Annotated in this window: 15 protein-coding genes; 4 read left to right on the top strand and 11 right to left on the bottom strand. The window is 35.8% G+C overall.

What is annotated here, in order from left to right; genetic code table 11:
• Position 1: 1 nt before the first annotated feature.
• Both ACFOUY_RS16110 and ACFOUY_RS16105 read right to left on the bottom strand, forming a co-directional pair.
• Positions 2–256: a type II toxin-antitoxin system Phd/YefM family antitoxin gene (locus tag ACFOUY_RS16110; RefSeq protein WP_378962134.1), complete on the bottom strand. Its 255-nt coding sequence runs from the start codon at positions 254–256 to the stop codon at positions 2–4.
• A 135-nt stretch (positions 257–391) separates the two neighbouring features.
• Positions 392–535: a ribonuclease E inhibitor RraB gene (locus ACFOUY_RS16105; RefSeq protein WP_378962132.1), complete on the bottom strand. Its 144-nt coding sequence runs from the start codon at positions 533–535 to the stop codon at positions 392–394.
• A 172-nt stretch (positions 536–707) separates the two neighbouring features.
• Between ACFOUY_RS16105 and ACFOUY_RS16100 the strand changes: the two genes are divergently transcribed.
• Entirely contained in the window at positions 708–1,682 is a 975-nt protein-coding gene (locus tag ACFOUY_RS16100; RefSeq protein WP_378962130.1) for a hypothetical protein, read from the top strand.
• A 111-nt stretch (positions 1,683–1,793) separates the two neighbouring features.
• Positions 1,794–4,637 (top strand): excinuclease ABC subunit UvrA, encoded by a 2,844-nt coding sequence (uvrA, locus tag ACFOUY_RS16095; RefSeq protein WP_378962128.1) that lies wholly within the window; start codon positions 1,794–1,796, stop codon positions 4,635–4,637.
• A 152-nt stretch (positions 4,638–4,789) separates the two neighbouring features.
• Here the strand turns inward: uvrA and ACFOUY_RS16090 are convergent, their stop codons facing one another.
• The 6 genes from ACFOUY_RS16090 to ACFOUY_RS16065 form a co-directional block, all read right to left on the bottom strand.
• Positions 4,790–4,978: an SH3 domain-containing protein gene (locus ACFOUY_RS16090; RefSeq protein ID WP_378962125.1), complete on the bottom strand. Its 189-nt coding sequence runs from the start codon at positions 4,976–4,978 to the stop codon at positions 4,790–4,792.
• Positions 4,979–5,025: 47 nt separating this feature from the next.
• Positions 5,026–5,211 carry a hypothetical protein gene (locus ACFOUY_RS16085; RefSeq protein ID WP_378962123.1) on the bottom strand — a complete coding sequence of 62 codons (186 nt, stop codon included), beginning with the start codon at positions 5,209–5,211 and terminating at the stop codon, positions 5,026–5,028.
• 8 nt (positions 5,212–5,219) lie between these two features.
• Positions 5,220–5,603 (bottom strand): BON domain-containing protein, encoded by a 384-nt coding sequence (locus ACFOUY_RS16080; protein WP_378962214.1) that lies wholly within the window; start codon positions 5,601–5,603, stop codon positions 5,220–5,222.
• Positions 5,604–5,782: 179 nt separating this feature from the next.
• On the bottom strand, positions 5,783–6,253 hold the full coding sequence (locus ACFOUY_RS16075; protein ID WP_378962121.1) for a CYTH domain-containing protein: 471 nt from the start codon (positions 6,251–6,253) through the stop codon (positions 5,783–5,785).
• Positions 6,253–8,202: a beta-N-acetylhexosaminidase gene (locus ACFOUY_RS16070; protein ID WP_378962118.1), complete on the bottom strand. Its 1,950-nt coding sequence runs from the start codon at positions 8,200–8,202 to the stop codon at positions 6,253–6,255. Before ACFOUY_RS16070 ends, ACFOUY_RS16075 begins: the two co-directional genes overlap by 1 nt.
• Positions 8,203–8,403: 201 nt before the next feature.
• Entirely contained in the window at positions 8,404–9,108 is a 705-nt protein-coding gene (locus ACFOUY_RS16065; RefSeq protein WP_378962116.1) for a gamma-glutamyl-gamma-aminobutyrate hydrolase family protein, read from the bottom strand.
• 390 nt (positions 9,109–9,498) lie between these two features.
• Here ACFOUY_RS16065 and ACFOUY_RS16060 point away from each other — a divergent pair, with 390 nt between their 5' ends.
• A complete protein-coding gene (locus ACFOUY_RS16060) occupies positions 9,499–10,989 on the top strand; it encodes an NAD(P)H-hydrate dehydratase (RefSeq protein ID WP_378962115.1) in 1,491 nt (496 codons plus the stop codon).
• A gap of 97 nt (positions 10,990–11,086) precedes the next feature.
• A complete protein-coding gene (locus ACFOUY_RS16055) occupies positions 11,087–11,791 on the top strand; it encodes an AIM24 family protein (RefSeq protein ID WP_378962113.1) in 705 nt (234 codons plus the stop codon).
• A gap of 226 nt (positions 11,792–12,017) precedes the next feature.
• Here ACFOUY_RS16055 and ACFOUY_RS16050 read toward each other — a convergent pair whose 3' ends face one another.
• The 3 genes from ACFOUY_RS16050 to lipA form a co-directional block, all read right to left on the bottom strand.
• Positions 12,018–12,869 carry an anti-sigma factor gene (locus ACFOUY_RS16050; protein ID WP_378962111.1) on the bottom strand — a complete coding sequence of 284 codons (852 nt, stop codon included), beginning with the start codon at positions 12,867–12,869 and terminating at the stop codon, positions 12,018–12,020.
• A 2-nt stretch (positions 12,870–12,871) separates the two neighbouring features.
• Positions 12,872–13,423 (bottom strand): RNA polymerase sigma factor, encoded by a 552-nt coding sequence (locus ACFOUY_RS16045; protein WP_378962109.1) that lies wholly within the window; start codon positions 13,421–13,423, stop codon positions 12,872–12,874.
• A 118-nt stretch (positions 13,424–13,541) separates the two neighbouring features.
• On the bottom strand, positions 13,542–14,435 hold the full coding sequence (gene lipA, locus ACFOUY_RS16040; RefSeq protein WP_344765358.1) for a lipoyl synthase: 894 nt from the start codon (positions 14,433–14,435) through the stop codon (positions 13,542–13,544).
• Between the last annotated feature and the right edge of the window lie 232 nt (positions 14,436–14,667).

Raw genomic sequence — 14,667 nt, 5'->3', positions numbered from 1 at the left:
CTTATTCCTCTATTAAATCTTTAGAAAACGTATTTCCTTTCCTAAATTTATCAATTGCAGAATCTAACCTAATTTCATTGGCTCTATTTGATAATTCGTAATTTGTTGCAATCAATGAATTATATTCTTCAAGAGACATAACTACAATCCCCGAATCTTTTCCACGATTTATAATTAGAGTTTCAAAGTTCTTTGCTACTCTATCGAAATAAGATTTAATGTCTTTTCTAAAATCCGAAATATTTGCGACAACCATAATTATAATAATTTGTACAAATATATGTACAAGATTTTGATTTTACGCAATCTTCGTCAAATTATGCCCCACAACTTTTGCCAAACGCCTGTTACAAGCTGCCATGATTGTCGTCCGTGTCATTTCGTTTAATTATTATTGGTCTGGTTCAGTTCCCCAACCGTCAAATTCACAGTCAAATTTATAGCCGAGTTCACACATTTGTTTTGTCCACTGTTTTACAACTTCGTCTGTCATTTTCATTTTAGTTGCGATTAGTATTTTTTTCTTCGTTGTCATAATTTGGAACGGTCGTCATACGGTTGCTTGTAACTACCCGCTTTGCGCAACTTATCCATTTTTTAATGTTTATAAACGAATATAATTGTTTAACTTAATTTCCAATCTAACTTTATAAAACCAATTCTTAAAAATATAAAACCGTTAAGCAAAAACTAACGTTTATTGTTCAATGAAAATACATCTCCTCTCACTTATATTTTTTAATTTTTGCACTCTATATGTTTCAGCGCAAAATGTTGACAAAGATTCTTTATCAACAAAAAGAGAGTTTGCGAATAAAGCCTATATAGAACTGTACAAAGAAAATGCAGATTTGGCCTATACATCGCCAGGAGGAGAAATTGGTGCGCCAGCAAAATATGTAATTAACGGGCGCTTAACCACTACTTACATGCTATTGGGAAGCTATAAATCGCCAGTAGCCATTTCTATAATTCCCGATTTCACGGTTCGCGTTCGTAATGAGTTTTCAGCAGGTGTTCGTACACCAAGTTATCGTTTGGGTTTTGCAGGTTATGCCAGACTTAATGCTAGTCCAGAATACTACAAATACACGGAACTTGCTTTCGCACATCATTCTAACGGGCAAGATGTTTCTCCCAGGAATGAAGACGGAACTATCAACACCAGAACAGGAAATTTCAATGCAAACTACCTTACACTTTCTTATCGCTTCGGTAATTTTACAGCTATAAATCCTGATGCAAGTTATTATTCGGTAAATCATCGGGTTGGCTTGCTTTGGTATAAATGGTTTAGGTACGAACCAGTTTTGAATGATGGTTTTGGCTTTACCAGATTGCTTTATAATTTCTCGCTAAGAAGGTATGATGAAATAGAAAAGAAATCGAAGATTAAAGGAAATCGCAAAGAAGAAAAAGAGACCTGGCGATTAAATGCAGAAATCAGTTATGCCATAAATAAAATCCCAGAGAAAAATATATGGAATATTCAAAAACGTTTAAATGCCGAAATCAACTTCAATTATAGTTTTCCGTTTATGAATAATGTGTTTCTAATGGCTGCGGCAGGCTATTATGGAGAAGATAATTACAACATTTATTTTAAAGATAATTATGGCTATTTGCGTTTTGGCTTATCATCTGGATTTCTTCGAAACAGACATAGACATTATGACAATTAATCCTTAATACAGATTGATTTACACTTTCTTTTTGATAAAATTTTTAGCATTTTTGCGGATTGAAATTCAGTCTTTTTTGAGGCCTGGTTTCTTCCCAATTTTTCAATAAATATGAGCAATAAATCTATCGACCTCGGCGAGCAAAAAGATGTAGAAGTATATGGTGCGAGGGTACATAATTTAAAAAATATAGATGTAAGTTTTCCTCGTAACAAACTGGTTGTTATAACTGGTTTAAGCGGTAGCGGGAAATCTTCTTTAGCTTTCGATACCATTTATGCAGAAGGTCAGCGTCGGTACATGGAAACATTTAGCGCTTACAGCCGCCAGTTTATGGGCGGTATGGAGCGTCCTGATGTAGATAAAGTTTCGGGTTTGAGTCCGGTTATTGCCATAGAGCAAAAAACCACAAGTAAAAATCCCCGCTCAACCGTTGGCACAATTACCGAAATTTACGATTTTATGCGTTTGCTCTATGCTCGTGTTGCCGATGCTTATTCGTACAATACCGGCGAGAAGATGGAACGCATGAGCGAAGACCAGATTCTTCAAAATATTTATAAAAAGTTTGATGGCGTAGCGGTGAATATTCTTGCGCCAGTTGTTAAAGGCAGAAAAGGTCATTATCGCGAACTTTTCGAGCAAATCCGTAAACAAGGTTATGTTAAAGTTCGTGTAGATGGAGAGATAAAAGATATTTCGGCTAAAATGCAAGTGGATAGATATAAAATCCACGATATTGAAGTCGTTATAGATCGTTTGATTGTTGATGAAAAGGATAAAAAACGTCTTTTAGATTCTTTGCAAATGGCCATGAAAATGGGTAAGGGTGTGATTAAAATTAGTGATAAAGATAATCATGTAGCCCATTTCAGTAAGTTTTTAATGTGTCCAACAACGGGCATTTCTTACGATGAGCCTCAACCAAATAGCTTCTCGTTCAACTCGCCTTACGGTGCTTGCGAGCGTTGCGATGGTTTAGGTTATATTTTCGTGGTAGATAAAGAATCGGTTATGCCGAACCCCAAACTTAGCATATTAAATGGCGGTTTGGCACCACTCGGCGAATACCGTGATACCTGGATGTTTCAGGTTTTAAAATCCTTATCGAAAAAATATAATTTCTCTTTATCAACTCCAATAGAGAAATTAAGTGATGAGGTTATCGATATTATTTTAAATGGTTCGCCCGATTTAATAAAGGTTGAAGTTGAATACAACAAATGGAACGTTCAGAATTATAACATCACTTTCGATGGTATAATTAAAATGCTCGAAGAACAAAACGAGAAGCGAAGCGAATCTGCAGTTGATGATATGGATACTTTCCGCAAGCTAAAAACTTGTCCTGAATGTAATGGCGCAAGGTTGAAGAAAGAAAGTCTCAATTTTAAAGTTGATGGCATGAATATTTTCGAGCTTTCGTCAATGGATATCAACAATTTGCATAAATGGTTCGAAAAGGTTGATGAACGCTTAACTGACAGACAAAATATAATTGCAAAAGAAATTTTAAAGGAAATTAATGCAAGAATTGGTTTCTTAACCGATGTTGGTTTAACTTATTTAACGCTTGATAGAACGGCGAGGACACTTTCTGGGGGTGAGGCACAACGTATTCGTTTGGCTACTCAAATTGGCTCTCAACTAATGAATGTGATGTACATTCTGGATGAGCCAAGCATTGGTTTGCACCAGAGAGATAATGAGCGTTTAATTAATGCTTTAAAAAACCTGCGTGATTTAGGTAATACGGTTTTGGTTGTAGAGCATGATAAAGACATGATTTTAGAGGCAGATTGGGTAATCGATGTTGGCCCAGGTGCTGGTATTCATGGCGGACAAATTGTTGCTGAAGGTACGGCAAAGCAAATTTTGAAATCGAATACACTTACAGCAGCTTATCTTAACGGTAAAAAAAGTATCGAAACGCCAAAGGAAAGGCGCAAAGGTAATGGTCATAAATTATCTATAATTAAAGCCAGTGGTCATAATTTAAAAAATGTTTCTGTAGATTTTCCTTTGGGTAAATTTATAGCAGTAACAGGGGTTTCGGGTAGTGGTAAATCCAGCTTAATTACTGAAACTTTGTATCCAATTTTGAATCATCATTTTTTTAGAGCAAAGAAAACACCGCTTCCTTACGAAAAAATTGCGGGTTTAAAGGAAATAGATAAGGTAATTGAAATCGACCAGGCACCGATTGGAAGAACGCCTCGTTCAAATCCATCTACATATACTGGTGTTTTTTCTGATATCAGAAACCTGTTTGTTCAATTGCCCGAAGCTAAAATTCGCGGTTATAAACCCGGTCGTTTTTCGTTTAATGTAAAAGGTGGTCGTTGCGAAACTTGTCAAGGCGGTGGAATGAAGGTTATTGAGATGAATTTCTTGCCAGATGTTCAGGTGCCTTGCGAAGAGTGTGGCGGTAGAAGATACAACCGCGAAACGCTGGAAGTTCGCTACCGTGGAAAATCAATCAGCGATGTTTTGGATATGAGTATCGAAGATGCTTGTGTATATTTCGAACACATTCCGATTATTTACCGTAAAATAAAAACACTTAAAGATGTTGGTTTGGGCTACATCACTTTGGGTCAATCATCAGTTACATTATCTGGTGGCGAAGCGCAAAGGGTTAAACTGGCAACCGAGCTTTCGAAAAAAGATACAGGTAAAACTTTCTATATTTTAGATGAACCAACAACCGGATTACACTTCGAAGATATTAACGTTCTTTTAGGTGTTTTACAAGAATTGGTTGATAAAGGCAATACCATTTTAGTTATCGAACATAATTTAGATGTAGTTAAAGTGGCCGATTGGGTTATCGATTTAGGAGAAGAAGGTGGAGCTGGTGGAGGTAGGATTTTATTCGAAGGTACTCCTGAAGGTTTAATTCAAAATCCTATTAGTTTAACTGGTAAGTTTTTGAAAAAGGAAATGGGGTTGTAGTTTAGTTTTTAATTCTGATCTACAATCCTAAATTGGGAAGTTCAGATTATTATGTAAACACTCAAATTTGTCGTTATTGCGAGGTGCGGAGCAATCTTAATGAGAAAAATCCGCAACTTTTAGGGCTGCGGATTTTGTGTTTTAATGAATTATTAAGCTTGTGCCTCTAAATACTGAGCGTAGCAATATCCTTCTTCACCATCTTTAGTACGAACCAACCACCATAAATCGTTGCTGCGATTTACAAGTGTAATGATTTCATCGTGAGCAGCTTTACCAACAATTGGCTGGTCAGTTCCCGGGCCTTTACGAATGTTTAAGTTGCTGCTTTGTGTTATCACTTTGGCATGGGTAACTGCTGCATCTACTGCAACATTTACATTTAAAACTAAATCTGCTGAAGTAAAATTCGGGTCGATTTGATTGTAAACTTCCCAAAGGTTGTCTTTTGTAGCACCATTTGCTGTAGTTCCATCAATGTATAAATGCCATCTTGTTCGCGTACAGCCAAATCTGATATGCCAGCAGCAATTGCCGCATCGGTTAATGCTTTATATTTTTCTTGCAATGCCATCGCTCTGCTTATTTTACAGTTAATTTATTGTCGATTTTTTTAGGTTTTAATGCGCTTAGGTGTTGCATTAGCGTAATTAAAGAAGCTTTTTTGATTTCACCCGTAAGTGTAAGTACGCCATCTTTAACATCAGCCTTTACCGTCGGAAAATCTTTGGTCGCATCAGTAACATTTTTAATTAATGTTGGGTCTTCCGAAATAACAACAGGTATTGCTGCGGGTTTAATTGTTAAGCTGTTTATAACAGATTTAACACCTTTTTCGGCTTTTGCGATTTTCTCTGCTTCGGCTTTTGCAGCATCATCTGCCACTTCACCTGTTAAGGTTACATCGCCTTGGGCAACTGCTACAGAAATTCCTGCAGCTTCTTTAGCCTGAACTGCAGCTTGAATATCTGCATCTTTTGGTTTACAGCCTACAAAAAACCGTTTAAGAAATGCTTTGCCATGGAGCGGCTTAGATTTTCCTAGATGGTTTAAAACATCAGTTTATATAACCTCAATATTAGCATGAAGCTACCGCCGAATTTAATTCTGCTAGAATTTATTATGATATGGCCTGATAGTTATAATTATTCCCAATCCTTAAAGGGGTGCTTTGTTAAATTGGAGTTGTAATATTTCTTTTCGTGGGTAACTTCTTCAGCAATCCATTTCGGTAATTCAAATGCTTCATCTTCGGCTTCAAGTTCAATTTCAGCGACAATTAATCCTTCATTATCGCCTAAAAATACATCAACTTCCCACAAATTACCATTATGTGTAATTTCATGCCTAATTTTTTCCAGTTCGTTTTCTGAAAAGTTATCCAATAACTCTTCAGCCTCTGCTAATGGGATTTCGTATTCATATTCTAACCTAGATGCACCAACTGATAAGCCTTTTATGGTTAACCACGCTGCGGTATCTGTTTTTCGAACACGAATTGTTTTTTCAGGGTTGGTTAAAATATAGCCTTGTCTAAAATGTTTTCCTTCTGGTTTATCAAATTTTTCCCATTCAGGTAAATTGATTAGAAACTTTCGCTCTATTTCCTTACCCATTATCTTGCTCTTTTCTGTAAATCGGTAATTGGCAAGCTAATTAATCTGCCTATAGGTTGCTTGCCTTTATATGTAATTATGCGCAGCATACTGGCATCCTTTGGCGGTACCAAAGCGCTTGTGTATTTTGGGTAAAAACGGTCTGGAGTTGAGTTATCGAAGCTGTAATAAATTTCCAACCCATCAATTTCTGGCGTTAGTTCAATCATCAATTGTTTATCCGGAGAACGTTTTACACTGATAATCGGGTCGTAAATAGCAGGAGAATATTTCACTTCGGCTAAATCTAAACGTTTAAATTGTTCTTCTGTGCGCTCCACAAAATTAGTCCAGTTTTTCTTTTCTATCGGACTCCAAACAGATTCTGATATAGCAAAAGCACGTGGCCAAACCATATATTGTACCTGGCGGAAGTTAAATATTTGTTCTGTCCAAAGGTTTGCTTGTCCGCCGATAATGTATTTGGCATTAGCACTTGCAGGAATAGGATTAAACTGGTAAGCTTTATTTAAACGTAGTGAGGCATAAACTTTTGGCTCGGTAATAACATCGGCTTGCATATAATCTAAATAAGCAAAATCGGTAGGGCTCATAACCACGTTATGTTTATCGTTAGCAGCTTGGATGCCATATTTCATACCTCTCCAACTCATTACTGCTGCAGTTGGTGAAACGCCGCCTTCGAGTATTTCATCCCAACCCATAAACTTTTTACCTTTTGAAATTACAATCTGTTCAACACGTTTCTCGAAATATGCCTGAACTTGTGGCATAGTTTTTAAGCCTTCGCGTTGCATTAGCGCTTTTATTTGTTCATTCTTTTCCCAGAAATTATGAGGTGCTTCATCTCCACCCATGTGTATATATTCGAAGGGGAATAGCTTGGCAACTTGAGTTAATACAGAATCGAGGAAAACGTAGACTTTCTCGTTAGCTGGGCAAAGTGTGTTATCAACTAAGGCTAAGGGTGGGGCACCTCTGCTCCAATCCATAATTTTTTCGCCCGAACGCACTTTATAATTTACGGCATCTGGCGTACAAGATAATTCTGGGTATGAAGCAATAATTGCCAAACTATGTCCAGGAACATCAATCTCTGGTAAAATATTTACAAAGCGTTCTTTCGCATACTGAACCAATTCTTTAATATCTTCTTGAGTATAAAAACCACCGTAAGTGCGGGGCTCATCGGCAGTTGGCGGAATAAAATCGCCGAAAGTACCTACTTTTTTAACGCTCCATGCACCAAGCTCGGTTAGTTTTGGTAAGCCTTTAATTTCAATTCTCCAACCTTCATCATCAGCTAAGTGCAGGTGTAATAAATTGAATTTATAGCGAACCATGTCATCAATAAATTGCTTTACTTCTTGCTTGGTAAAAAAGTGTCGGGCAACATCGAACATTAAACCTCTCCAGCCAAGCTTTGGGTAATCGATAACATCAACACATGGTGCTTTCCATTTCACATTTGCAACTAATTCTTTGCTTTCTATTTCGGCTGGAAAAAGTTGAATTAATGATTGAACACCCCAAAATATACCCGCAGGTTTATTTGCAGTGATAACAATTTGAGTAGGATTTACATTTAGTTTGTAGCCTTCTAAACCAAGTTGCGCATCTTCATGCGTATTTAGGATTAGCTTTATAGTAGGATGGGTTACACTTACCGGAGTACTTACAGATTTACCGGTTGCAGTTGTAATTCGTTGAGATAAAAACTCGATGGATTGCTTTAAATCTGCACTTTTGCTCGCCTGAATGCTTACATTTTCTGGCAAGGTAAAGGTTCCTGCCTTTTTCATTAACGATACCGGTTCGGGTATAATGGCAATTAGCTTTGGTGAAACAGCACTTTCAGATTCTCCAATTTCTGTTTCTGAAACAATTGATTGAGCGTATGTGTTAGCTGTAAAAATGCAGCAGGATAGAAATAAGAATAGTTTATTCATTAAATATTTAACTGTGGTTTAACTGAAAAAGTATTAATTCGCAATTTATTCAAAAAGATTAAGAAACTGTTCAAAATGACTTATAGATTTTATAAAGATGAGTGGGGACACGCATCTTGGCTATTGCCATAGAACGTGTCTCCACGCTCTATAACGTAATTGGAGTTGAAATTTAAACAGTTTCTAAGATTAGGTCAGTTTTTATTGAGGGTTAACTATCGAATTTATAAATGCATGATGTAAATTTTTACTAAAAGGACTTTTTTGATCTTTTAAACGCTCAGGATGCCATTGTACAAATAACAGAAAAGCTTTTCCTTCGGGATTTGAACGTTCTATTGCCTCGGCGATTCCATCAGGTGAGATTGCACTTACAACTAAACCCTTGCCAACTTTATCGGTACTTTGGTGGTGGTTGCTATTAACCAAACCTTTATCCGTATTTACAATTCCATTTAACCAAGACGATGGATTTACCATAATTTCATGATATCTATCACTTTTATCTGGCATTTTAGAATGATCAAATTTACCCCAACTTGCAATATCAGGAATTAATGTGCCGCCGAAAAACACATTACCTACCTGTATTCCACGGCAAATACCTAAAACAGGTATGTCATTTTCCTCTGTATATGCTAAAACTTTAAATTCAAATTCATCACGTTGCACATCAATATCATCTTCATAACAGTAATTATAATATTCTGGTTTATTGTAAAAACCAGGATGAACATCTTCGCCACCTGTAAGCACAATTCCATGGCAATTTTTTATTTCTTCAAAATTATTAAGTTTATAACCTAACTGAATTACCTCAACTCTTTCATCATAAGATAAAACCCAATCGCGATAAATTTCGAATTTACTACAATCGGTAACGCCGATTCTTATTTTGCTATCCATTATTTAAAATTACAGATTTTTCAATTATCTATAAATTAAAATAGGCAGTATCAAAATTGATGTTGAAATACTGTTAGCAGAATAGTATTTTGAGCGGTCGTTCCCAGGAAAACGGGAATCTTAAAAAAAGCTAAGCATGACGATATCGCCAAATTAAATTCTATTACGATAGCTGAATTTTTTATTGTGATAGGAGCCTATTTAATAATTCGTTCAAAGAATAAACAGGGTAATTTAAATCCTGATTATTTATCTCGTTTTCCTCTTCGTGATTGATATTAATGAAATTTATTTACGCGATAAAATATAAATTGATAGTATGGATTTTGAAAAGCTTATCAAACAAATGATATCAGTTTTTTATTATAGCTAAAACCTTATATTAGTTAAATGCTAACACTGCTTACTTCTGCTCAAACGCGGCTTGCTGATGAATTTACTATTGTAAACAAGCCAATCGCCTCTATCGATTTGATGGAAAAGGCCGCAAGGGCATTTGTTAAAAGTTTTCTCAAAGATGAATTTGATGCCAGTAAGCATGTAGCAGTTTTCTGTGGAAAGGGCAATAATGGTGGTGATGGTTTAGCTATTGCTCACCTTTTACTTAATAATGGTTACGAAAATGTTAAAGTATATGTTATCAACCTAAGCGAGAAGCAAAGCCCGGATTTTGCGATTAACCTGCAACGATTAAATGAATCGAGATGTAAAAAAGTCGTAATTGATAAAGTTTCAGATTTAAAAAATGTCAAGGCAGATTTAATTATCGATGCTATTTTAGGTTCGGGTTTAAACAAGTCTTTGGAGGGAGATTATGCTGCGTTGGTAAAACAAATTAATAAACTCAATAAAAAAGTTTATTCGGTAGATGTGCCAACAGGTTTTTTTGCCGAGGGTAGGTTACCTGAAACATATAATGGCATTAAAGCTTATAAAACCATTTGCTTTCAGCGACCAAAAATTAACTTTTTCTTACCCGAATCAATTTTAGCTACTGAAAAGTATGAAGTTGTTGATATTGGTTTGAACGAAGATTTTATTCAAAAACAAGAATCAGATTTTTATCTCATTGAGCAAGGCGATATTCAAGAAATACTAAAACCGAGAAAATTATTTAGTCATAAAGGAACTTATGGTCATGCCCTAATTATAGCCGGAAATACAAATACAATGGGTGCTGCCTTGCTTTCATCAATGGCTTGCTTACATGCCGGTGCAGGTTTAACAACTGCCTGTATTCCACAAAGCGGCTTAATCGCGTTAAATACATCTTTGCCAGAAGTGATGGCTTTGCCCAGAGATGAATGTACCAGAATCGAAAATCCTTCCAAATACCAGGCAATTGCAATTGGCCCAGGATTAGGTATTTCTTTTGAAAACGAACAATTACTGGAGAGTTTAATTACTAATAACGAACCTTTAGTTATTGATGCTGATGCATTGAATATTTTAGCTGAAAGACAAGACTTAATTGAAAAACTACCTGAAAATTCAATTTTAACGCCTCACATGAAAGAGTTCGATCGATTATTTGGTGAACATGCTACTTGGTGGGAAAGACTTCAAACAGCGAAAGAAAAAGCGAAAGAATTAAAAATAGTTATCGTGCTTAAAAATCAGTATACATTCGTTTGCAGTTCTGAGGGGAAGATTTACATCAATCCAACTGGTAATCCCGCTATGGCGCAAGGTGGAATGGGCGATGTTTTAACTGGAATAATTGTAGCTTTTCTTGCTCAAAAGTACTCAACACTAAACGCTGCAATTTTAGGCTGCTTTATCCATGGAAAAGCTGGTGATGATTTAGCGAAAGATAAATTCGTAGTTACAGCATCGCAAGTTGCAGTAAAAAGTGCTGAGGCGATAAGAGAACTAATTTAAATCACTTTAAATATTTATGTGAGTAAATAAAAGATATTTTGATATGCTTTGGCTTTAGAATTGATAACCTAAACCAGGAAATCTAAATAAAACTTTTATGGAAAATAATAAAGAATACACGCTTGCAGAGCTTATTCAAGAATCTGCTGAAAACCCAAACGAAAACGATTTTTTTGAACTGGAGAAACCTGCAATGTTGGAGGTTAATATGAAAAACCAAAAGATATTAGCTAAAGCAGGCTCAATGGTGGCTTATATTGGCAATATCGATTTTAAAAGAGAAGGATTATTAAGTAAAGGATTAGGTGGGTTACTAAAAAAAGCAATATCAGGTGAAGGCACTTCATTAATGCATGCTGCCGGAACTGGAAAATTATACCTGGCTGATGAAGGCAAAAAAGTTAAAATCATTAAGCTTCAAAATGAATCTGTATTTGTAAATGGCAATGATGTTTTAGCTTTGGAAGAAAGCATCAAAAACGAAATAAAAATGCTTAAAAGCGTTGCCGGAATGATGAGTGGCGGCTTGTTTCAGGTTAAGCTTTCTGGAAGTGGTTATATTGCAATCACAACTCATGGGGAGCCGATTTTACTAAGAGTTTCTGCTAATCAGCCTGTTTACACCGACCCAAATGCAACCGTAGCCTGGTCTGAAAATTTATCGCCAAACATTAAAACTAATTTAACTTTCGGTTCATTTATTGGAAGAGGAAGCGGTGAATCTTTTCAACTTGAATTTTTTGGAGAAGGGTGGGTTTTAGTACAGCCTTACGAAGAAGTCAAATATGCACAGAAATCATAATTACTAACTCCGATTATCTTGTTGAGCTTGTAGAAGTACAATTAATTATAAAACCCATTTTTTTTACTCGTCATTTCCAATTTAATTGGAAATCTTAAAACGATAAAGTAAGAAGTATTAAGATCCCTTCCTGCACGGGGATGATGGCATCCTATAATTACTTCCAACAAAAAATCCCGATAGGTTTAAAACTTATCGGGATTTATATTTTCAATGCTTTTATATCTTAAACGCCACCCATTACGGTTAGTTTTTCCATTGTAGGATTTACGCTTCCACCCATTGGCTCTAATGTTACGGCAAAAGCTTGAGCTTCTTGTATGGTTTGCATTTTTAGCAAGGCTTCTTTTGAGGTAGAATCTGCCTTACCAAAAACACCTAAGCTAACAGGTTTGCCGTTTACTAAAGCCCAAAGTTGGTATTCATGTTGGGCATCTGCTTTAGGTAGATCCATAGCAACGTAATTAATCAAAACACTTTTATCTTTCTTGTTCCAATAAACATTCATTTTAGATTTAGGGCTAATTGCTTGCCCTTGCATTTTAATTGTAGCCCATTCTTTACTATCGGCCATTTCTACTATATTACTTAAACCTTGGTTATCATATTCTAATTTACTAACTACGCCAGCAAACTTTTGTTTATCAAAATTTAAGCTTGCAATTTGAGAATGTGCATCATTTAATTTGTTATAAGTAACAAATAAAGCTGCTACACTCATTACTAATAAAGCTACACATGCAACCAAAGCATAACTTAAGGTTCTCACCTTGCCATCGCTTCCATCTAAACTGATAATTTTAGGCTCTTCATCATAAGTGGGTTGATTAGAAATCACTTCATCCTCTTCATTTAATCCCAACTTCTCAAACAACCTTATCTCTACATCTGCAGATGGTTCTACAGCATTTTGCATAGCATATTGCTCCATAGCCTCTTCAATTGAAGCTATCTCAGCTTTTACCTCAGGGTAACGAGCAGCGATTTCTTCAACCTGCAGTCTTTCTTCAGGTGATAAATCACCTAAAACGTACAGTTCGAGTACTCCGGATTCGATATATGCTTTTAAATTTTCCACGCTTAATTAAAATTCCTTCTCAATTCTATAATAGCCAATCTTATTCGGGTTTTAACCGTTCCTAAAGGCAAATCTAATTTTTCTGCGGCTTCTACATGTGTAAAACCTTTGTAATAAACTAAATCTAGAACCGACTGTAAGTCTGGTTTAAGGTTTTCTACAAGTTGTTTAACACCAAGAACATCGGGGTTAAAAGTTACCTTGTTTTGTTCATCAACGAAACTTACGTTATTTTCTATATCTTGGTTTTTGAGTGAGTTTTTAAAATCTTTGGAACGAAGCTTATCTATAGAAAGATTGCGGGCAATATTCATCATCCAGGTAAACAAACGACCTTTGGTATTATCGTAGTTAGCTGCTGATTGCCAAATTTTAACAAAGGTTTCCTGCAAAACATCTTCCGCTAACTCTGTGTGTGTAATAATTCGTGATATAACGCCATACAGTGCAGATGAATACATACTATATATCGTTTTTAATACCGCAGGATCTTTCGATTGCAATGCTAAAACGAGTTCTGGCTCAGATAGGGTAGATTTTTTTAAAGCAGTCACTTATGGTTACTAAGATACAACACTCAACAACAAAAGCAAAAAAATGTTTTGAAACTTCATTCTTAATTGGAATTCTATTTATGATTAAATAAAATTCATTGAATTTTTCCTGTTAAAGTTATGCTATCCCTTCAATTGGAAAAAGATGTTTTTCTGCATGGTAAGATGAACGAACCAATGGACCACTTTCAACATATTTTAATCCTTTAGCCAAACCAACTTCTTTATACATAGCGAAAGTATCTGGGTGAATCCAATCTACAACCGGATGGTGGTTGCGTGTTGGCTGCAAATACTGCCCTAAGGTTAAAATATGAACACCGTTAGCCACCAAATCATCCATGGCTTCGAAAATATCTTCCTCAGTTTCGCCTAAACCAAGCATAATGCCGGTTTTTGTTCTTAAACCAAATTCCGAAATTCTTTTTAAAGCTTCTAAACTTCTATCGTATTTAGCCTGAATGCGCACTTGTCTGGTTAAGCGTTTAACCGTTTCCATGTTATGCGAAACAACTTCTGGGCGCTCATCTAAAACACGGTATAAATTGTCCCACTGACCTTTAAAATCAGGTATTAAAGTTTCTAAAGTTGTAATCGGGCTTTCTCTGCGGATCGCTTGTAAAGTTTCGGCCCAAATAATCGAACCACCATCTTTCAAATCATCTCTATCTACCGAAGTAATTACGCAATGTTTAACACCCATTAATCTTACCGAATCGGCAATACGATTGGGCTCGTCAACATCAACAGCCAACGGGCGACCAGTTGCAACTGCACAAAAAGAGCAGCTACGTGTACAAATGTTACCCAAAATCATGAAAGTTGCCGTACCTGCACCCCAGCATTCGCCCATATTCGGGCAATTACCACTTTCGCAAATGGTATGAAGTTTATGTGTATCAACCAAACTGCGAACTTGCGCATATTCTTTTCCAACAGGCAATTTCACACGTAACCAATCTGGTTTACGCTTAACTTCAGTTACAGCAGGTACTACCGGTAAATCAATCATGCAACAAAGTTAAACAATCCCATTCAAAAGTTAGAACCTTAAAATGTTTGAAAGTTGTAATGTTTTATCAGCTTTGCTAAAAATTATTTGATAAGTACATTTTTTTGATATTTACAAGTGATTTGCTTATTGTTATTGATTTTTTGTGTAAATGGTCAATAATTTGTTTAAATAAGGTTAAAAACGATTATTATTTTGCAGCGAATGGGTTAAATGTTTAATCCTTTTAAAA

Source organism: Pedobacter jamesrossensis (genome assembly GCF_042650905.1).
In the GTDB taxonomy this organism is placed as follows: Bacteria; Bacteroidota; Bacteroidia; order Sphingobacteriales; family Sphingobacteriaceae; genus Pedobacter; species Pedobacter jamesrossensis.
Note: the sequence above shows the minus strand (reverse complement) of the source record. Positions and strands in the feature narration are given on the sequence as shown.